General features: G+C 56.7%; 15 protein-coding genes and 2 tRNA genes. 9 read left to right on the top strand and 8 right to left on the bottom strand.

The genetic code is table 11. From position 1 onward, the window contains the following. Positions 1-209 precede the first annotated feature (209 nt). From crp to OKC42_RS16710, 4 genes are all read left to right on the top strand, one after another. Positions 210-848, top strand: coding sequence for a cAMP-activated global transcriptional regulator CRP (crp, locus tag OKC42_RS16725; RefSeq protein WP_005335304.1), 639 nt, complete (start codon positions 210-212; stop codon positions 846-848). Positions 849-973: 125 nt separating this feature from the next. Beyond that, on the top strand, positions 974-1,774 hold the full coding sequence (locus OKC42_RS16720; RefSeq protein ID WP_270820283.1) for a putative RNA methyltransferase: 801 nt from the start codon (positions 974-976) through the stop codon (positions 1,772-1,774). A gap of 341 nt (positions 1,775-2,115) precedes the next feature. Further along, positions 2,116-3,222, top strand: a complete 1,107-nt coding sequence (locus tag OKC42_RS16715; protein WP_043820833.1) for a porin — start codon at positions 2,116-2,118, stop codon at positions 3,220-3,222. 173 nt (positions 3,223-3,395) lie between these two features. Further along, positions 3,396-4,031 (top strand): murein L,D-transpeptidase catalytic domain family protein, encoded by a 636-nt coding sequence (locus OKC42_RS16710; RefSeq protein ID WP_088868584.1) that lies wholly within the window; start codon positions 3,396-3,398, stop codon positions 4,029-4,031. 77 nt (positions 4,032-4,108) lie between these two features. Here OKC42_RS16710 and OKC42_RS16705 read toward each other — a convergent pair whose 3' ends face one another. Beyond that, the gene (locus OKC42_RS16705) at positions 4,109-4,540 is read right to left on the bottom strand and encodes a universal stress protein (RefSeq protein ID WP_005335309.1); all 432 of its coding nucleotides are present in this window, start codon (positions 4,538-4,540) and stop codon (positions 4,109-4,111) included. A 189-nt stretch (positions 4,541-4,729) separates the two neighbouring features. On the opposite strand from OKC42_RS16705, the gene OKC42_RS16700 reads away from it, so the two are divergent. Next, entirely contained in the window at positions 4,730-5,473 is a 744-nt protein-coding gene (locus OKC42_RS16700) for a hypothetical protein (RefSeq protein WP_270820301.1), read from the top strand. A gap of 120 nt (positions 5,474-5,593) precedes the next feature. On the opposite strand, the gene OKC42_RS16695 is transcribed toward OKC42_RS16700, so the two are convergent. Then, positions 5,594-6,046, bottom strand: coding sequence for an RNA methyltransferase (locus tag OKC42_RS16695; RefSeq protein WP_005335311.1), 453 nt, complete (start codon positions 6,044-6,046; stop codon positions 5,594-5,596). A 204-nt stretch (positions 6,047-6,250) separates the two neighbouring features. Between OKC42_RS16695 and OKC42_RS16690 the strand changes: the two genes are divergently transcribed. Together OKC42_RS16690 and OKC42_RS16685 are read left to right on the top strand one after the other, a co-directional pair. Continuing rightward, positions 6,251-7,342, top strand: a complete 1,092-nt coding sequence (locus OKC42_RS16690; RefSeq protein ID WP_267512144.1) for a PfkB family carbohydrate kinase — start codon at positions 6,251-6,253, stop codon at positions 7,340-7,342. Continuing rightward, complete coding sequence (locus tag OKC42_RS16685; protein ID WP_267512143.1) at positions 7,336-8,244, top strand: pseudouridine-5'-phosphate glycosidase; 909 nt, start codon at positions 7,336-7,338, stop codon at positions 8,242-8,244. Before OKC42_RS16690 ends, OKC42_RS16685 begins: the two co-directional genes overlap by 7 nt. An 86-nt stretch (positions 8,245-8,330) precedes the next feature. Here the strand turns inward: OKC42_RS16685 and OKC42_RS16680 are convergent, their stop codons facing one another. The 4 genes from OKC42_RS16680 to OKC42_RS16665 form a co-directional block, all read right to left on the bottom strand. Further along, positions 8,331-9,056: a carbonic anhydrase gene (locus OKC42_RS16680; protein ID WP_267512233.1), complete on the bottom strand. Its 726-nt coding sequence runs from the start codon at positions 9,054-9,056 to the stop codon at positions 8,331-8,333. 350 nt (positions 9,057-9,406) lie between these two features. After that, positions 9,407-10,681, bottom strand: a complete 1,275-nt coding sequence (locus OKC42_RS16675) for an alpha/beta fold hydrolase (protein WP_267512142.1) — start codon at positions 10,679-10,681, stop codon at positions 9,407-9,409. A gap of 426 nt (positions 10,682-11,107) precedes the next feature. Continuing rightward, positions 11,108-11,183, bottom strand: a tRNA-Asn gene (locus OKC42_RS16670). A gap of 8 nt (positions 11,184-11,191) precedes the next feature. Further along, positions 11,192-11,267 (bottom strand) — tRNA-Phe (locus OKC42_RS16665). A 265-nt stretch (positions 11,268-11,532) separates the two neighbouring features. Here OKC42_RS16665 and rraB point away from each other — a divergent pair. Beyond that, entirely contained in the window at positions 11,533-11,868 is a 336-nt protein-coding gene (gene rraB / locus OKC42_RS16660; RefSeq protein WP_026034893.1) for a ribonuclease E inhibitor RraB, read from the top strand. Positions 11,869-11,931: 63 nt separating this feature from the next. Here the strand turns inward: rraB and OKC42_RS16655 are convergent, their stop codons facing one another. Then, positions 11,932-13,887, bottom strand: a complete 1,956-nt coding sequence (locus OKC42_RS16655; RefSeq protein WP_005335328.1) for a sensor domain-containing protein — start codon at positions 13,885-13,887, stop codon at positions 11,932-11,934. A gap of 185 nt (positions 13,888-14,072) precedes the next feature. Here OKC42_RS16655 and OKC42_RS16650 point away from each other — a divergent pair, with 185 nt between their 5' ends. Beyond that, positions 14,073-14,567 carry a hypothetical protein gene (locus OKC42_RS16650; protein WP_005335330.1) on the top strand — a complete coding sequence of 165 codons (495 nt, stop codon included), beginning with the start codon at positions 14,073-14,075 and terminating at the stop codon, positions 14,565-14,567. Between the two features lie 70 nt (positions 14,568-14,637). On the opposite strand, the gene OKC42_RS16645 is transcribed toward OKC42_RS16650, so the two are convergent. Continuing rightward, positions 14,638-19,881, bottom strand: a 5,244-nt coding sequence (locus OKC42_RS16645; RefSeq protein WP_270820281.1) for a VCBS domain-containing protein, incomplete at its 5' end; no start/stop codon positions are given.

The following is a 19,881-nucleotide window of genomic DNA, read 5'->3' as shown; positions in this document are numbered from 1 at the left end:
GATCAAAATCAACATCTCCGACCTCTATCTTCCCTAGAATGGCCGAAGCGGCGCAGCAGGCATTACTCAAAGGGCTCTGTCAAAAGCCCGCAAAGCCTTGTCAGCACAGGCAAAGGCTCTTATCCTACTGCGACCAATACAAGGAATGGCAAGATTGGCAGCTTGCCCGGACGCACAAGTCCATAAAAAGACACTACAGAGGAATTCTCATGGTCATTGGCAAACCGCAAAGCGATCCCACCCTGGAATGGTTCTTGTCGCACTGCCACATTCATAAGTATCCCGCCAAGAGCACCCTGATCCATGCGGGTGAAAAAGCGGAGACCCTCTACTACATCGTCAAAGGCACTGTGGCCGTCTTGATCAAGGACGATGAGGGCAAAGAGATGATCCTCTCCTATCTGAACCAGGGCGATTTCCTGGGCGAGATGGGGATGTTCGAGGAGAACGAGAATCCCGAGCGCTCCGCCTGGGTTCGCGCGAAAGGCTCTTGCGAAGTGGCAGAGATCTCCTACAAGAAGTTCCGCCAGCTGATCCAGGTCAACCCGGACATTCTGATGCGTCTCTCTGGCCAGATGGCCAAGCGCCTGCAACACACCAGCCAGAAAGTGGGTAACCTCGCCTTCCTGGATGTGACCGGCCGGATTGCCCAGACCCTGCTCAACCTGGCCAAACAGCCGGATGCCATGACCCACCCGGATGGCATGCAGATCAAGATCACCCGTCAGGAGATCGGCCAGATCGTCGGCTGCTCCCGTGAAACCGTGGGCCGCATCCTGAAGATGCTGGAAGAGCAGGAGCTCATCTCTGCTCACGGCAAGACCATTGTGGTATTTGGCACTCGCTGATGACCCGTCCGCAGGCCTGACTGAGGCCTTGGGATAAAAAAGGCTGCTACGGCAGCCTTTTTTGATCCTCTCCCCTATAATCCCGAACGCCCTTCACTGTTCCGGCATTCGCCCAGAGAGTTACTATGCATCTTCAATGTCCCCGTTGCCGCAGTCCGCTCCATCTTCATGAAGCCTCCCAGGGCCGCTATTGCGACAACAAGCATCACTTCGATCCGGCACCGGAAGGTTATCTGGATCTCATCCCTGGCAAGAAAAACCCCAAAGACAGCGACAGCCGTGCCCTGATGCGCGCCAAGCACCATTTCCTGGAGGCCGGCCACCAATTGCCGCTGGTTGAGGCCATGGCCGGCCTGCTCGCTCCGCTGGCCTCACAAGAGCTGATCCATCTTGGGTGCGGTGAAGGCTATTACTGCCGCGCGCTGGCAGAGCGCCTGCCCGGCTGGCAGTTTGCTGGGGTTGATATCGCCAAGAACACCATCTTTGCCGCCAAAAAAGCGCAGCCGGACGGCCAGTTTGTCATTGCCGATCCCGCTCGCGCGCCGTTGCAACCGGGCTCTGCTCAGGTGCTGCTGGTCAACGATCTCAAGGTCAAGACCGAGCAGCTTGTCAGCTGGCTGGCCCCCGGTGGCTATCTGCTCTATCTGCAGCCGGGCCCGCGCCATCAGTGGCAACTGCGGGTCAGCCTCAATCCGGTGAGCATGGAACACCCCCTCAGCTGGCCAACCCTCGGCGGCCTGAATCCGGTGACTCAACAACGCTGCCAGTTCAGCCTCACCATGGATCAGGCCATGCGCAGCTTTATTCTGGAGACCAGCCGTCTTGGCTGGCGGGCAACCGGTGAGCAGCGTCACGCTTTCGCTCAACAGGGCCCGAATGAACTGGAACAGGATCTGCTGCTGACCCTGTGGCAAAAGCCCATCTGATCACTGGGGGGAGCCTTGCAAGGCTCCCGCCCGGTTTTTCCCGCACCGCCCCATTCTCCCCTGCGTGATCTAGCTCACAACTTGAGCCATCGACCTTGTTGCTCAGAACTGCCTTGATGTCAAAAAAGTCACTAGAAAATAATTCATTGAATTTAATCTCTTTTTATCTTGTCAAAAACCGTCACACCCAGACTTGATAACGACCTCGTCACCTCAATTAAACAACGATGGATTCAGGCCCAGTCAAGGTTGGGACGCCTACCGTGTGGCTATCGGACTATTTCCGATTTCACAGAACCGACAACAAGTTCGGAAGTGTTTACATCAGAGGAATAACGCATATGAAGAAGTCTGCACTGACTATTGCCATCTCCAGCCTGCTGCTGGCGAGCGGCGCCCATGCTGCTACCGTTTACAACCAGAACGATACCAAGCTGGAAATCGGCGGCCGTGCACAAGGTGCTTACTACGGTACTGACGACAACGGTTCCGAAGGTGACCAGAGCTACTTCCGTCTGCACGTTGCTGGCGAGACCAAGATTGCTCCCGAGATGAAGGCGTTCGGCTTTGCCGAGTACAACCTGCCGACTTCCGGTTCTGACAACGACGAGCTGCGTTATGCCTATGCCGGCATCAAGCACGACCGTTTCGGCGCCTTCAGCTATGGTCGTCAGGATGGCCTGTTCACCAAGGCCGTCAACAACTATACCGACGTTCTGCCTGAGTGGGGCGGTGACGGCCTGGGCAAAGATACCGAAGTATTCGGCACCGGCCGTACCAACGGTCTGGCCCAGTACATCTACACCTATCAGGGTCTGACTCTGGGTGCCCAGTTCACCGGTAACAACGATCCGCAAAACGCCGGTCGCAGTGCAATCACTGAATCTTTCAACGGCAACACCTACAACGGCGAAAGCTGGAATAGCAAAGGTTCTGCTGAAGGCTTCGCAGTATCTGCCAACTACGATTTCGATATGGGCCTGAGCCTGGGTGCTGCCTATAACCAGGCTGGCAAGACTGACGAGCAAGCTCGCTACGCCGCCTTCGGTGGCGACAAGGATGCCAAGCTGATGGGCTTCGGCGCCAAATATGCAACTGGCGACCTCTACCTGGCTGCAACCTACTCCCACGGTGAAGACCACCTGTTCGTCAACAACGGTTACGCCGAGAAGATGGATGGCTACGAAGCCGTTGCCCAGTACACCATCGGCAAGTTCAAGCCTTCTCTGGCCTACCTGCGCACTGACGTGAAAGACTCCGCTCGTGGTATCGATGATACCTACACCGAGTACGTATCTATCGGTGCCTGGTACAACTTCACCGAGAACTTCAACGCCTACGTTGATTACAAGCTGAACCTGCTGGACTCCGTAGATGGCAAGTCCACCAACTCTCTGGGCAAGAACACCGATGACGTAGTCGCGGTTGCCCTGCAGTACAACTTCTAAGTAATTGGAAGTCAGTTATACCCTGTGATACCAATGTCTACTGTTTGAATTACTTCCGGCCGCTCTGCGGCCGGTTTTTTATTGCGCCTTTTCAGCACCTTGCATATAACTATCGAGCGGATTGATGGCAATATCCGCGTCGTTGACAGGGAGTGACAAGGAGATATTCACGGATGAGACAAGCGCGCGGGAACATAGACTGGCAACGCGGATGGCTGCTGTTGCCACTGCTGTTGATATCGCTCATCTGGAGCAGTACGGCAGACGCCAGCTGGGATCAGAGCCTCTATCGTCAACTGGGTCTGGCCGGCAAGCTGGATAAACAGACCTTTCGTCAGGCCCTCAACAGTTATCAAACCGTGCGCCACAAACGCAAACCCATTCTCACCATCATCGATTACAGCAAGCCATCCACCCAGCGCAGGCTGTTTGTCATCGATATGAAACGCCACAAGCTGCTCTATCACACCTGGGTCAGTCATGGCCGCAACTCAGGTGAACTGGCCGCAAAACGCTTTTCCAACCAGCTCAACTCCCGCCAAAGTTCCCTTGGCGTCTATCGCACCGCAGAAACCTATCTGGGCAAGCATGGCTACTCCCTGCGGCTGGACGGGCTCAGCCCCGGCAAGAACAGCAATGCCCGCAAACGTGCCATCGTAGTACATGGCGCCGCCTATGCCAGCCCAACCCATTTGCGCAAATATGACAAGCTGGGCCGCAGTTGGGGTTGCCCCGCCCTGCCCAAAGAGCAGGCCAGAGCTATCATAGATACCATCAAGGGGGGGAGTGTCATCTACGCTCACGGCTAGCGGGCACAACACCAGAAAACGCAAGGCCAGCAATCGCTGGCCTTGTTTGTTACGCTTTTCACACTAAACGTGGCGCGTTATTGGCGCACCACCAGTACCGGACAGGGTGCATGACGCACCACAGACTCGGCGACACTGCCTACCAGCAGATGGCTGATACCGGAGCGGCCGTGGCTGCCCATCACGATCAGCTCAACCTCATCCTCCTTGGCCTGAATAACGATCTCATCGGCGGCGCGGCCAAAGCGAATATCAAAGGTGGCCGGGATCGGCAGGGTGGCAACCAGCTCTTTGAGCTGGGTTCTGGCCTGACGCTCCATCTCGTGGGTTATCTCGATGGCCGTCATATGAAGGATCTTGTAACTGTCAAAACCGTGCAGTTGATCAACCACGTGGATCAGCTTGAGCTGGGCCTGATGGCTCTGTGCCATGAAAACGGCATAGTCGAGTACCGCGCGAGACATTTGGGAAAAATCGACTGGACAGAGCAGAGTCTTGATCGATGGCATAATGCAGTCTCCTCTACTGATTGGGGTGCTATTGAATCTTTACTCGATCATAACGATCCGACCGCAAATAACCCTCGACCCTGTCGCAAAATGGAGATGCGGGATGTTTTCTCCGCCCGCCGCGATCAATGGCATGGTATAAATCAGGTGATAAATGCTCTCCTCACCCCTGCGAGGATAATGCTGACCATGCTGCGCATCGGTTGTTTGCTGCTTTGCTCTCTGTGTGCGATCACCCACGCTCGCACAGCCGATATTCACGTCTATTGCGATGGCTGGCCCGGTTTCTGCCAACCGGATGGCCGCGGTATCTATCTCGATCTGGTGCTAACCATCTACCAACCCCACGGCTATCAGATCGTGCCCCATATCGTGCCCTACAAACGTGCCGTCGCCATGGTAGCCAGGCAAGAGGGGGATATGGCGATGAGTGTCTATCTGGATGAGGTCAAGGGGGTCAAGCAGCCCCATCAGCCAGCCTCCGCCGATGATGTGACCGTCTTCATGCTCAAGCAGTGGCAGCCACAATGGCGGGGAGAGCGCAGCCTGGAGGGAGAGACCGTCCTCTGGCGGCGAGGATGGGTGCTGGATAAATATCTTCCGGTCACCATGCGATGGCACGAGATCGACAACCATGAGATGGCCCTGCAGCTGATTGGCAAGGGGCGCTATCGCTATTACCTGACCGCTGGCGTGCTCCATGCAGCCGATGAGACCCCGGCCAATATGTACCGCACCATTTTGCGCTGGATCCCGACTTACCCCATTTTTGCCGATACCGAACGGGGCGAGCGGCTACTGCAGCTGTGGGATCAGGAGATGGTGAATCTGATCCGTCGCGGCACGCTGGCCGAGATATATCGCAATTATCACCTCTATGAATACTACCGCGACTTTCTCGAGGAGCAGGCGGTCAAGGCCGGCGAAAACTGATCCCACCATAGGGGAAAGAGAAGGATGCCGCAGCCCCGTCAACAGTGACCACCGCCAGCAACCTGCCCATAAGCAACACCTTGTCCATTGCGGTTTGAGTCACCGTTGCCACGCCACAACTCAGGGTTGCCGGAACCCCTTCGCCAAGCGGTCATAGAGGATCACATTGACCGAGGCGGCCAGATTCATGCAGCCCTGGGTCGGCACATAAACCACATCTTTCACCGCGCCATAGAGGGCGGGATCGAGCGTACCATCCTCCGGCCCGAAGATATAAAAAGCGCGTTCCGGATGGACATAGTCGGGGAGCGGCGTGGCGCCATCGATCAGATCAACCACCACGGGCACGCATCCCTGCGGGATAAACGCCATCAGATCATCCACCCCGAGCAGCGGGATCTTCTCCACCATCTGCTTGGTATCAGTGGCAAAGCGGCGCGCCAGCTCGAAGCGGTTGCCGGTGTAGTAGACCTCATCCACCCCATAACAACCCGCAGCCCGCATCACGGAGCCGACATTTTCCGGAGACTTGGGATTGACCAGCCCCACGCAGCAGAATGCACTCTTTTCCATCATATCTCCTCATCTTGCGGCGGCCATTATAAGCCGTTGCAGGGCCACCGACCCGTTAAAAGTCCCATCCCCGGCTCAACCGCTTGCTAACCCAGCTTTGAATGTCGATTTTTTGTGCGCAAACCGACAAATTTTGTACAAGCCGATAGCCAGCAAACGTTTACCAGCAATAATGGACAAACGTTTGTAAATGGATGTTTGTCTATGACTGAGCGTGAACAAGAGATCCTCGCCCTGCTGCGTCAGGATCCCATGATTGCCCAGCAGGAGCTGGCCGATCGCCTTGGCATCAGCCGCTCCGCGCTGGCCAGCCACATCTCCAGCCTGATCCGGCAGGGATATGTGCAAGGCAGAGGTTATGTACTGCGGGAGGGCCCCTACGTAGTGGTGATCGGCGGTGCCAATATGGATATTTGCGGCACCAGCCACGACAACCTGCTGCTCGGCGACTCCAACCCGGGCAAGGTGCGCACCTCGGCGGGCGGTGTCGGCCGCAATATCGCCGAGAATCTGGCGCGGCTCGGCAGTGATACCCGACTGCTGACTGCAGTCGGCAACGACCAGTATGGCCACCATCTATTGGAAGTGAGCCAGCGGGCTGGCGTCGATGTGCGCCAGACTCTGGTGCTCGATGGCCACACCACCTCCTGTTATCTCAGCCTGCATGATGGCAGCGGCGAAATGAGCTGCGCCATCAATGACATGGCTATTATCGAGCAGCTCACTCCTGCCCGCCTGAGCCCACTCGGTGGCTTTCTCGGCGGTGCCCGGCTCTGGGTGCTCGATACCAATCTGGCCATCCATACCCTCGACTGGCTGTTCGAGCGGCAAGGTGAGCACGCCATCTTTGTCGATACCGTTTCGGTGGCCAAGGTGGAGAAGATCCGCCCCTGGCTCGGCAAAATCCACACCCTCAAACCCAATCGCAGCGAGGCTGAACAGCTGTGCGGCATGACCATCGCCGGGCCCGAAACTTGGCCAATGGTTGCCGCTTGGTTCCACCGCGCCGGGGTCAAGCGGCTGTTCCTCAGTCTGGGTGAACAGGGGATCTTCTACAGCGATGGCGAGCAGCAGGGCCACCTGCCGGTGCTGGGCAGTCCGGTGCTCAACGTCACCGGCGGCGGGGATGCCTTTATGGCTGGCCTCGCCCACGCCTGGCTGCAAGAGCTCGACATAGCCCAAACCACCCGCTTTGCCCTGGGCTGCGCCGCCCTCACCGTCAATTGTTCCGATACCGTTTTTTCCGGTCTGAGCAAGACCGCCGTTGACCGCATACTGGAGGAGTACTCATGCTGAACGCTTACCTCGATATCCAACCGGAAGTGGCTGCCGCGCTGGCCGCCGGCAAACCGGTGGTCGCCCTCGAATCCACCATCATCTCCCACGGCATGCCCTATCCACAGAACGTGGAGACGGCCCGTCAGGTTGAACAGGTGGTGCGCGATAACGGCGCCATTCCGGCGACCATCGCCATTCTAGACGGCCGCCTCAAAGTGGGTCTCGATGCCGGTGCGCTGGAAGCACTGGGCCGGGCTGGCCACGACGTGACCAAGTGCAGCCGCCGCGACATTCCGTTCGTGCTGGCGCGCAAGGGGATGGGGGCCACCACGGTCGCCTCCACCATGATCATCGCCGCCATGGCGGGGATCCGGGTCTTTGCCACCGGTGGCATTGGCGGGGTACATCGCGGCGCGCAGGAGACCTTCGATATCTCCGCCGATCTGCAGGAGCTGGCGCAAACGCCGGTAGCCGTAGTCTGTGCCGGTGCCAAGTCGATCCTCGATATCGGGCTGACCCTGGAGTATCTGGAGACCCAGGGCGTGCCGGTGATCGGCTATCAAACCGAGGAGCTGCCCGCCTTCTACACCCGCGAGAGCGGCTTCAAGGTCGATTATCGCCTCGATACCCCGGCAGCCATCGCCGAAGCGCTGCGCCTCAAGTGGGAGCTGGGACTGGCGGGCGGTGCCGTGGTGGCCAACCCCATCCCGAGCGCACACGCCATGCCAAAAGCCGATATCGACGCAGCCATTGCCCAGGCGCTCCATGAAGCGGACGAGCAGGGGATCAAGGGCAAGGCTTCGACTCCCTTCCTGCTGGCCCGTGTCTGCGAGCTGACTGGCGGCAACTCGCTGGCGGCCAACATCCAGCTGGTACTGAACAACGCGGCACTTGGCGCCCGGATCGCCGCCAGCCTCTGATCGCTCGCCGATACCTCGCCATGTAAAAGAGGGCCTCGCGGCCCTCTTGTTGTTTTTGCTATCTGAAGCGCTATTGCAACGCTGTGTTATTGCAGCACCACGCGCCCATTGAGCGGTTGCACCGGCCGGTTGTTGGGGTGGTGCATCACCGCCTTGAAGGTGTCGATCTGGGCCTGACTGACCTCGACTGGCTGCTTCATCACCAGCCAGCGCACTCCTTCCGAGCAGGGAGGCGTGGTGAGGGAACCGCTGAAGCGGTAGTAGTCACGGCTTTCGGGCAGCAGTTGCTCAGCAGAGAGCGGCGCCTTGAGGGCCTGGGTCTCCCCCACCTTGGCCGGTAATGCTCTCCAGGCTGCCGCCAGCGCCGGATTGGCCTTGCCAGCCTCGAACATCACCGCCACCACGGCGATCTCTCCCTTGTCACTGACGTGTACCAGATGCCCTTCCAGCGGATAGGATGTGCCCTCGATGAGGTTTTCACTCGGGGCGTGGAAATGGAACTGCTTGAGTTCAAACGTGGTGCCATCGAGTTGCAAGGTGCTACCCGGGGCATAACCGACCTGCACGGTATGACCGTTGTTGACCACTGTATTGCCACCCGCCTGATAGTGGAGTACCAGCGGGGCCAGTTTGGCCTCGACCAATCCGTTCAGGTCAACTGGCGACTGATTGCTGCCCGCACACTGACCAAACTCAGGGGTCAGCTTGGCCCAGTGGGCAGGCCCCGCCTCACCGCTATATTCCCAATGGGGGGTGGCAGCAAACACGACAGGGCACAGCAACAGGGAGCTGACCAACAGAGACTTTCTCATCATACATCCTTATCTTGATTGAAAAGCACGACCATCCCCTCCCCCGGATTGCGGGGCATGCAGAGATGGCATATCTGATACGCGGGATACAGAACATCAGAGCGACTTTCTAATGGTAACGAGCACGGGTTGGTCAATCGATTTGACCGCGGCTCAATACAGAGTCGTTTGGCAAGTATATGGTGAGGGATCGACAGAGACAGTGAAAGAGGGGGAAATTAATCAGCCGGCTATCCACTCATCCTCTGGCGGATACGGGGCAAGGTTCAGGGAGTCACGCTTTCATAACAACCATCCATCACAACCATCGCGGGAATCCGAGCTCCCGCGATGGTTGCCGATAACGGCAATTAACGGTCGCGATTCAACGCGATCAGACGATCAAGAATCGCCTCACCATCGGCACGCAAACCGTTGTGCTCATATTCATTGGTGATCCAGGCGCGACTGTTGCCAAGACCACGCAGAGTTTCGCGACTGTAGTCAAACTCCACATACATATCCTCGGCATAGACGGCGCAGGCTACCGGCACCTGGTTGCGGGCCAGCTGGGCCGGGTCATAGAGCGCCCCCCAGTCCGCCTTGTTGGCCAGCAGATGGGCCGCCTCTTTCAGGGGCAGCAACTCGCGGAACTGCTCGAACATCCAGGGGTAAACCATCTCGCCGGTGAAGGCGAAATCCTTGCCGGGCGCCCAGTTCACCGCAGGAAACTCCCCTCTGACCCGATCTGCCGCCCAGCGAGTCGCCTCCCCTTCGGCGTAGATAGCCTCGTGCAGGATGGCAAACAGCGGGTTGGTATTGAATGGCTGCATGCTCTGCACCTGATAGAGAAAGGCCGGGCTCAGCTTGTCGCCGATAAAGGCCTCTTCCAGCAGGTAATAAAGTTCCTCAAAGGCACCCGTAGCGCCGAGATCCAGCCCTTGCTGCTGGAACTGCTCCACCGTAAGGCGCTGGCCGTTGGGCAGTCGCACATCGTGCTGGTGCAGATGGTTGGCCAACCGGTTGGCAATCCCCTGAGCGTGGGGGAAGCGGGCGAAGAAGGCTCGGTTCTTGTCAGCCACCCGCTGATAGGTGGCGCGGTAAACCTCCTCGGCGCTGCGGCCAATCGGCGCGATGCCGCCGGTGATATAGACCTCCCGCAGGCTATCGGGGAAGAGCGAGAGATAGGTCAGGCAGCAAAAACCGCCAAAGCTCTGACCAAGCAGGCTCCAGCGATGCTTGGGGCTGAGCTCCTGCCGGATGAACTCGGCATCTTGCACTATGCTGTCGGCGCGAAAATGGCCGAGATACTCCGCCTGCTCAGCCGGGGTCATTTTGGCCAGACTATGCCCGTGAATGGGGCTCGACATCCCGGTGCCACGCTGATCCAGCAGCAGCACTCGGAACTCCTGCAACGCCCGCTTGAGCCAGCCACTGTTGGCCGTCGGACGCGGCGCCCCGAATCCCGGCCCACCTTGCAGAAACAGCAGCCAAGGCAACTTCTCATCGAGCTTGTCTTTACGGCAGAGGGTGCGGGCAAACAGGGTAATGCTGTCACCATCCGGCTCATCATGATCGAGGGGAACGGTAAAAAAGTGCGGCTCGCAATGAATGCCGTCCAGTACATAGCTCAAAGGGCTGTTCATCTGGGATCTCTCCGTCAGGATGGGAACATTATTGACCCCATCATAGCCCCGCCCAGCCACAGGGTCACTCCGGTTTTCCAAAATGTTAACAATGGATTAAAGGTCGAAACATCACCCGACCAGCAGCTCTTCAACAGTGCTGAATTAATTGTTTTGCAGGGGAGATTGACGCCATGGCGCCATTCAACAAAGATGGCTCGCCTGCACAGGAGTGCAGCCATTCAGGCCGACAAAATGGATAAGGGAATGTGATGAAACCGAAGTGGATCAGGGCCAGAAAAAGAGAGAAGAAGCCATGCCCTGGCAGCATGTTGCAGACCGGAATGCTGCTGTTCAGTGCCACCTGTGGCGCGACGCTCTTTTTGGCCGCATGCAACAGCAACTAGAAATGAAAAAGCCCGCTCGATTGAGCGGGCTTTTCGAATTTGGCTCCTCCTACTGGACTTGAACCAGTGACATACGGATTAACAGTCCGCCGTTCTACCGACTGAACTAAGGAGGAATTGTAATTGGTGCCCAGAGACGGAATCGAACCGCCGACACGGGGATTTTCAATCCCCTGCTCTACCGACTGAGCTATCTGGGCAACGGCGCGCATTAAACCCTTTCCAGCGCAGAGTGTCAACCATGATGGCACGATAAAAAGCGCGTTCGCTCAACAACCGAACGAAGCGGCCATTTATTATCCATTTCAGTCCTGTTTGCCGTACTTGCTGGCCTCTGAACACCCTGCAGGCTGCGCCAATATGATGGAAATTCGAGGTTCAGTGGGTCCGCCGCATTGAGCCGAATCCACTCTGCGAGTATGCTTTGCCGCAATGATACCGCCTGGAGGCAACATGAGTCTGAATATGCAAGAGTGGCGTGATGAGACCACCGAGATCGTCAACGAACTGCTGGCCGATGGCAGCAATCCCGATGCGGATTACGACATCGAGCACCACTTCGCCTGCCAGGATTTCGACCGTCTGGAAAAAGCAGCGGTTGACCTGTTCAAGGCCGGTTTTGAAGTGACCGATGCCGAAGAGATGGAACTGGATGACGGCGCCACCATCTTCTGCTTCGATGCCACCATCGAGTGCAAGCTGAATGTCGAAGCGATCGTCGCCGATATCGCCAAGATGCTGCCCATCCTGGAAAAATATGGGGTGGATTACGATGGTTGGGGCACCTACTTCCAGGATTGATCCTGCCTTCATCGTAAAACAACAAGGCCACCTTGCGGTGGCCTTGTTGTTTCTGACGATCTCTCACGCCAGATAGCTGGCAGCAAACTCCGCCGGCGGCAGGGGGCGACTGAACAGATAGCCCTGTAGCCGATCACACCCCGCCTCGGTCAGCCACAGCTGCTGCTCGGGTGTTTCCACCCCTTCGGCGGTGATCCGGATCCCCAGCTCATGACCCAACCCGATAACCGAACGCACGATAGCGGTGGTCGCGCTATTACTAGCCAACCCCTGAGTGAAGCTGCGATCCAGCTTGAGGGTCGCCACCTGCAAACGCGGCAGATAGGCCAGCGAGCAGTAACCGGTACCGAAGTCGTCGATGGCCAGCTGAAAACCGGCGGCGATCAGGTTGTCGAGGTTGGTCTCAATCTCGTCGGCATTCTCCATCAGTACCCCTTCAGTGATCTCCAGCTCCAGTTGACTGGCCTTGAGACCATGGCGAGCGATGCAGGCTGAGACCCGCTCACAGAGCGCCGGATCACGGAACTGCAGCGGCGAGAGGTTGATGGAGAGCACCATATCCGGCTGCGCAGTTTGCCACTGAGCCAGCTGGGCACAGCCCTGCTCCAGCATCAGCTGGCCCAGTTGACCGATGATCCCCATCTCTTCCGCCAACGGAATGAATTCGTCGGGGGAGATCATCCCAAGCTCGGGATGGGGCCAGCGACAGAGCAGCTCGGCGCCATGCAGCCGGTGGGTGCGGGTACAGATGATGGGCTGATAGACGGCAACCAGCTGGGCGGACTTGATGGCGAGCGGCAACTGGGCGGCGATCAACTGACGCCGCTTGAGCCGGGCATGCAGCTCGGGATCAAACAGGGTGCAGTACTGCTGCTGCCGTTTGCCCTGCGCCAGCGCAGCCTCGGCATGACTGAGCAACCGCTCGGCATCGCTTGCCCGCCCCTGGGCCAGCCCGAGAAACACCGGGATCTGGATGCGGTGATCTTCCACCTGATAGTGCTCCATCAACTGCTGCTGCAGATGCTGGCTCCACCCCTGCAATGGCTCGTTGAAGTCGGGCAACAACAGGCTGAAGTCATCGGCAGCGACCCGACAGAGCAGGGAACGCGGCGGTACCAGCTGCTGCAACCGCTTGGCCACCTGGCTCAGCAAGCGGTCGGCAATCCGGATCCCGAAGCGATCGTTGATCTCACGAAAATGGTGCAGATCGACCAGCACCAATGTGGCACTGCGTCCCCCAAGATGGCGGCTGGTCTGCAAGAACCGGGAGAGTTTGAGCAGCCCGGTCAGACTGTCGTAGTGCTGCTCCTGCTGCAACTGCGCCTGAGTGGTGCGCAGGCCTGTGATGTCACGCCCCAGCGTCAGGATCCCGAGGGAGTGGCCGTCACCATCGGGGACATCGACCCGGGTGATCTCCATGTGTCGCCCCTGCCCGCTGGCATCCAACAGACAGCACTCGCCATGACCCATCCCCTGCGGCGCCGCCAACCGGAACGGCAGTTGCTGACCCAGCACCTCATCCGCCCCCTGGCCGATAAAGTCAAGAAACGCCTGATTGCACTCCAGCAATACCCCGTTATGATCATCGAAACGGATCAAGTCAGGAATGGCATCGAGCAGAAAACGCTGCAACAACTGCTGCTTTTTGACCGTCTGTTCCAGGCTCTTGCGCTGGGCAATCTCGTTAACCACCCCGAACACTGCGCAAGCTTCCCCCTGCGGAGTGTAAAGAGGCACCTTGTGCACCTCCATCCAGCAGGTATTCCCGCCCCGGTTGCAATGAAGCTGCTGATACAGCATCGGCACGCCTCCGGCAAGCAGCTGCTCATCCTCACTGCGAAAGAGATCGCCCCAGGGCATATCTGCATCTGTCTTGCCGACTACCTCGGCAGGCGACTCCAGCTTGGCTTCACGGGCGAACTCACGATTGGCGAACAGGTAACGCCCATGACTATCTCGACAGAAGATACTCATTGGCAATTGGTCGATGATCTGCTGCAGCAGATCCGGGGTGAGCATGTTGGTCACAGGGGTGCTTATGGAGGAATTTCGAGCAAATCTATGATAGCAAACCAATTTTGTAAAGCACCCCGATCACCTCCCCATAACATCGAACGCTGGATGGTTGCTGACAGAGATTGTCGCTCCGGCGATAATAGGCGCCGGTTGGCCAATGGCCTGGTGATATGGACGAGAGAAACAAGATGAAAAAGATTATGGGGAGCGCATTGGCGCTGCTGCTGGTTGGTTGTGCTGGTGACAATAACGGCGGTGAGGAGTATCGCTACAACCCGCCAATTGCCAAGGCAACCAACAATACTCAGGAGATGGCGATCCCGGTGGATCTGGTGTGGGCTCGCGCCGAGAAGTGGTTCACCGATCACGGCCTCACCATCGAAAACAGCCAGCGTGGCTCCGGCCTGATGACCGCCAACGTCAACCAGTCAGCCGACGGGCTGGAGTGGCTGGACTGCGGTACCATGGGTTCCAAAGTTGCACTGGGCAACCCGAATCTGCAGATCAACCTGATCATCACCCAGAGCGGTAACAGCAGCGTGGCCACCGTCAACGTCAAGGGCAACACCGAGCTGTTCTTCGTTGAATCCTCAGGCGAGCGCGTACCGGCCCCGTCCATCAAGCCGGTCTGTGTCTCCCGCGGCACCCTGGAGCAGAGCCTGTTCGCCACCCTCGGCAACTGATTTCGCTTCCCTGCAAAGATAAAAAAAGCGGCAGATTACTCTGCCGCTTTTTTATTGTCCCGAGTTGGGCTTACTTGTCGATATCGAGCATGTTGTTGGTCAACATGTAATCGATCACCTGATTGGCCGTGGTGCCAGAACCGCCCGTCAGACTGTCGAAGGTATGGTTCATCAGCACAATCTCCTGAGTCACCGGCGCAGTACTGCTCTCCTTGACCTGCAGGTGCACCCCTTCATTGTCCTGGAACACCGAGAGCAGACTCTTCAGATCGGTCGTACTGTGAGAACCATCGTGATCCAGCAAATCGCTCAGATCCAGCTTGTCACCTTCCGCCTTGGAGAAGTCGACCACGTAGTCCTTAGCAACGCTACCCGCAGTGGTATCGCCCTGCAGCCAGGTGAAGGTATCGGCACCACCATCTCCCTTGAGGATGTCATTGCCAAGCCCGCCGACCAGAATGTCGTTGCCCAGACCGCCGCTCAGGGTGTCGTTGCCGGCGCCACCATACAGGGTATCGTTGCCGCTACCACCATAGAGCTGGTCATCGCCTAGACCACCGAGCAGCATGTCGTCACCGGCACCGCCGAACAGTATATCGTTGCCGGCACCACCATCGAGAATGTCGTTACCACCCTGACCAAACAGGATATCGTTGCCCTCCCCTCCAATCAGCACATCCGCCTTGTCATTGGTGGAGGACTGATCAAACTCGCTGGCATGGTCCGTGATGTAGTCATGGACCTGAGCAACGGTCACCGAGCCTGCGCTCAGCTTGCCGGCTACATACTGCTTGATGGCCGCGTAGCCTTCACCGTTGATGCCGGCAAAATGGATGGCATCCCCGAACAGAATGTCGTCACCGGCACCACCATCGATCCGGTCGCTTCCCGGCTTGTTGTTGATGGAGGTTCCCAGAATGGCGCCGGCCAGATCGTTGGCATTGACGCCCGTCATGATCACACCGTCAGAGTCATAGGACTTGAGATCGTTGTAGGAGATGTTGGATCCCAAGCCGATCGCCTCCACCTTCACGCCCATGCCGGTCAGCAAGGCAAAACCTGCCACCGCATTACTGATGGTTGTAGACGTGGAGTCCTGTCCGTTACCTGCCAAAGTGGAATAGGTGTAACCACCCAGACCATCAGGACGCATGTAGCCAATCTTGGAGGAATCACCCTTTGTATCAACTTTATAAACCACACCCTGAGCATCGATAATGGTATATCCACTGCTCTTGTAAACTTGACCAGGAACATAGCCGTTCTGCAACAGCTGATTGAGATAGACATCACGAGAATCATTCGGATAGTCATCAATCAGTGGGTTGCTACCTTCACTGCCCAGATAGTAAGTCGGCTTACCATCAGTGATGAAGTAGGTCAGGTTCTTGGCATTGGTGTTGCTCTGAGCGGTCGAACCGTTGAACCAGTTGGCCGTGGTCTTGAACACGTCTTCGTAGTTGGTACCGCCGCCGTTGTTCGAGCTGCCATCCATGCTGTCGAGAATCGCCTGCAACTGGCTAAGGGCATTACTGTCTTTCAGGTTCACGCTGACCGACTTGTTGGCCAGGGTGTCGAAGTCCACCAGGAAGATATTCACCTTGCCGGCCCCATCGGTGCCAGCGCTGGTCTTGAGACTATTAAAGACCAGCGCCAACTGGCTCTTGATGGTGTTCATGGCGCTGGTGCCGATACTGCCCGAGCTGTCGACCATAAAGGCGATGTTGTAGTTCTGGCCCGGCAGCACCACGCTGCCATCCAGATCCCCGACCACGACATTGTGCTCGCTGCCATAGGTGCGGTTTTGATCGCCCGGCTCCCCTTCAGTGGCGTTGAAGTAGCTCAGGCGGATAGAATCCTGATCCGATGCAGTATTTGTGTTATCTGTTACAACCTCCTTGGCAGTGGCTTCAACCTTGAGGTCAAGATTACCAGCTTGAACACCAGGAACACGCAGACTTAATCCTGTCAATTTCACATCCAACTCATTACTTCTCCACAGGCTGCTGCCAGCCGTTAGAGTAATTTTGCCATCGACATCAGCTGTGCCTAACAGTTGGCTACCGCTGTACAGCTGCGAACCTTGTGGCATATTGCTCAGCACTATGCTATCGAGCACTTCACTGCCATCGCGATCACTCAGGGAAGCATTCACCTCTATGGGGTAATCAACAACTGTGGGTTGTACCAAGGTCAATTCACCTGTGCCTTGATTGACCTGGTAGATACCATCAGCAAACTGGACATACTCAATGTCGTGAAGTGCCTTGGTCACACCAACGCCATTCTCCTTCACATAAAAATTGAACCAACGATCATTAACCGAGTAACCACTCCCTTTCTGGATTGCGTAGTCAGCACGATTACCTGTCAACACAGCAATATCACTACCTGCGCCGCCATAAAGACCATCATTGCCCAAACCAGACACCAATACATCGTTGCCATCCTCTCCATACAAAGAGTCACCCTGCACCGAGTTATTGCCAACCAGAACGTCATTTCCCCCCTTGCCATACAACATATCTCCACCGCCATGGGAACTGACAATGTAGTCATTGCCTGCACCACCATTGAGACTTTCCTGCTGGGTAGATTTATCACTTTGCGAGTTGGCAATAGACAGCGTTTCCTTGTTAAAGGCACCGGCTTGGAACTGACTTGTCGTAATTGCCAGAGTGGGAAAATCTGGATAAGCGGAAATACCGTTACCCATCAGACTGACGTTGACCATGGGTCTATCTGCCACCGCATCAATATCGATCACCAGCTTGCCACTGTTGCTCAAGTTGGCACCATCGCTGATCTGGTAACCAACGCTGGCGTAATCACCCTGCAAGTTGCCGGTCACGATGCCATTGCCATTACTGGCATTAGCACTCGACTCATTGAGATCAGGTACGAAGCGGAGGTGGCCGCTATCGATCTCGGCGTAGGAAATAAGATCCCCCACCTTCACAGCAGTCCACTGACTGGCTGCGTTGAGGTACTCCAGCTTACCGCTCAACGGCAGGGTGTTGATCAGCACGCTCAGGTCAGAGGCGGCCTGATCATCGCTGGCACCAAACTGAGCCCACTTCAGCACCAGCGGCGTGTCTTCCTTGCCGGCACTGTAGCCACCCGTGGTCACCGGCGTACGATCGTTGTCGATGATGGTACCGGTTCCATTCTTGTCGCCCACTGTCACCAGCAGAGTCTCGTTAGTCTCAACCAGACGATCGTTCACTGTAGGCACAGTAACCGTGAAGCTGGTCACCCCGGCTGGTACGCTCACACTCTTGCCATCGGCGCTCAAAGTCACACCATGGCTAAATATTGGTCTTCCCCAATCAGCGTTTGTTGCGGCATTCGTTCCTGTGCCGGCAATGGAGAAGCTGTACTGGGTCACCACATTGGTCGCACCGCTCAGGGTCACCACATGTTGCAGACTGGTACCTTCAAGCTCGCTGTCACTTGCTACATTTACCACCGCCGGTCGTACCAGCGGGCTGACAGCAAAGCTCCCTTGCGAGCCATCTTTATCGCGATCATATGCCATGAAGGTAAAGTCAATGTCGCCATCGTCCGGACGCTGCATCTCGGCATACTGGAAGAACTCCCATTTGCCGGTAGCAGGGGTGAACTCCAACTTGAAGACTAACTTGTTACTCTCATCATGCCCCAGCAGTGTATTGCTACCGCTATTGCTGATGGAGATACGAGACCCCGCGGCTGTCAATAAACCACGCTCAAAGTCTGTATCCTTGATGTCTAGCGCCATATGCCCTTTGCCATCCGCCCCCCATTGCGTTGCAACTGTACCCGAACCATAGGCAATCGCCTGCGGGGTAGAGGAGCCAAGGAACTCGATAGACTTGACGGTAAAGTCACTGTTATCTGAGGTATTGGTGTTGCCGTTGTTAGTAGCCTTGATCACCATGGTGTCAAAACCGCCCTGCTGCACCTGGAAGTTCTGGTTGTACTCTCCACCTACCGCATCCGAGCTAAACTTCAGTGTGGAGATCAGTACTCCTCCGCGGTAAAACTCCACGACACCACTCTCCTTCTCGCCACCAAACATCTGGCTGAACTTGATATTGGCGCCATAGGCCACGGTCCCCGGATCGAGCTTGACGATCAGCTCCTCGGATGCAGACTTTCCATTCCCAAAGAGACGGAAATCCACTTCATTGGCGAGGTTGTGATAAGGACTATCACCACTGGCAACACCAAGCCCAGCCGTTGAAGCATTGACATCTGCAGCAATAAGAGTTGAATCGGTCGCCGACTTGAACCCTTGGGCAGTGATCTTGAACCCGTCCAGATCAAGCTCTCTCTGGTTTGTCGTTGCCGAGTATCGAGTCAAATCAAACAGGCCGGTCAATACATTCGGTATGTCTGTCTTGGCAACGGAGACCACTTCAGCATTCTCGGCAATCGGGGCATCATCTTCGACAGTAATCGTCAAAGTCTTAGTCACAGACAGAGTCCCATCAGAAACAGACACATTTATCTTGAGATCAAGGGTGTCTTCCTGGGTGGTATTAGCATGATCCAACGGCTGCTTCAGGGTCACTTCATAACCCCAGTAACCTTTGCTACTAGCAACTGGCGCTGTCAGCTTAACCTCAAGAACAACGTTGTCCTTGCTACCGGCGTAGCCAATCAACGTTTTGCTGTCAGCATCCCAACTCCACTCGACCTTAACACCACCAGAATAAACTTGTTTATCACCATCATCGGTTGGCCATCCCAGTGAAACTGTCAAGTTGTTGCTGTCAACATCACCGACAGTAATCACTCCCTTGGCAACGATCTCATCAGTAGCATCTTTCTGGCCATCTTCACCCAATTCATCTTTCAGCCCACCAAGGAGACCTTCTTCGGAGACGACAACATCGTTGGAGATGTTCAGCGTCGGGGCGTCATTGGTGCCGGTGATGATGATGGTCACCGTGTGCGGTGTGCCATCGACACTCTGCACGGTGAAGGTCTCTTGCTTGGTCTCGCCTTTGCCCAGGTACTGCACCAGGCTGTTGTCGACGTTGTAGGTCCAGGTGCCGTCAGCCGTGATGCTCAGGCTGCCCAGTGCATCCGGACTCGCGGTGATGCTGGCCGCGTCGGTCTTGAACGCCACTTCATCCGCGCCGTCCACGTCGCTGATCTTCAGCTGGCCGCTGTCGCTCAGCAGGCCTGTGCTCGAGACGTTCAGGTCTTCGGTCACTTCACCCACAGCATCGCCGCTGATGATCGCCTTATCGTTGGTGCCTGTGATGGTGATGGTCACGGTGTGCTCGGTGCCATCCACGGACTTGACCACGAAGGTCTCGACCTT

Origin of the sequence: Aeromonas sp. Y311-2, from assembly GCF_027706025.1 — a bacterium.
Classification (GTDB): domain Bacteria; phylum Pseudomonadota; class Gammaproteobacteria; order Enterobacterales; family Aeromonadaceae; genus Aeromonas; species Aeromonas veronii.
The sequence above is the reverse complement of the archived record's forward strand: the minus strand, read 5'-3'. Positions and strand labels throughout refer to the sequence as shown.

Bases quoted from the DNA above. Each gene is read 5' to 3' on its own strand.
- OKC42_RS16680 (WP_267512233.1), bottom strand. From the start codon at position 9,056: ATGAGAAAGTCTCTGTTGGTCAGCTCCCTGTTGCTGTGCCCTGTCGTG.
- OKC42_RS16710 (WP_088868584.1), top strand. From the start codon at position 3,396: ATGAGACAAGCGCGCGGGAACATAGACTGGCAACGCGGATGGCTGCTG.
- OKC42_RS16655 (WP_005335328.1), bottom strand. From the start codon at position 13,887: ATGCTCACCCCGGATCTGCTGCAGCAGATCATCGACCAATTGCCAATG.
- crp (WP_005335304.1), top strand. From the start codon at position 210: ATGGTCATTGGCAAACCGCAAAGCGATCCCACCCTGGAATGGTTCTTG.
- OKC42_RS16650 (WP_005335330.1), top strand. From the start codon at position 14,073: ATGAAAAAGATTATGGGGAGCGCATTGGCGCTGCTGCTGGTTGGTTGT.
- OKC42_RS16720 (WP_270820283.1), top strand. From the start codon at position 974: ATGCATCTTCAATGTCCCCGTTGCCGCAGTCCGCTCCATCTTCATGAA.
- OKC42_RS16695 (WP_005335311.1), bottom strand. From the start codon at position 6,046: ATGGAAAAGAGTGCATTCTGCTGCGTGGGGCTGGTCAATCCCAAGTCT.
- rraB (WP_026034893.1), top strand. From the start codon at position 11,533: ATGCAAGAGTGGCGTGATGAGACCACCGAGATCGTCAACGAACTGCTG.
- OKC42_RS16700 (WP_270820301.1), top strand. From the start codon at position 4,730: ATGCTGCGCATCGGTTGTTTGCTGCTTTGCTCTCTGTGTGCGATCACC.
- OKC42_RS16705 (WP_005335309.1), bottom strand. From the start codon at position 4,540: ATGCCATCGATCAAGACTCTGCTCTGTCCAGTCGATTTTTCCCAAATG.
- OKC42_RS16715 (WP_043820833.1), top strand. From the start codon at position 2,116: ATGAAGAAGTCTGCACTGACTATTGCCATCTCCAGCCTGCTGCTGGCG.
- OKC42_RS16675 (WP_267512142.1), bottom strand. From the start codon at position 10,681: ATGAACAGCCCTTTGAGCTATGTACTGGACGGCATTCATTGCGAGCCG.
- OKC42_RS16690 (WP_267512144.1), top strand. From the start codon at position 6,251: ATGACTGAGCGTGAACAAGAGATCCTCGCCCTGCTGCGTCAGGATCCC.
- OKC42_RS16685 (WP_267512143.1), top strand. From the start codon at position 7,336: ATGCTGAACGCTTACCTCGATATCCAACCGGAAGTGGCTGCCGCGCTG.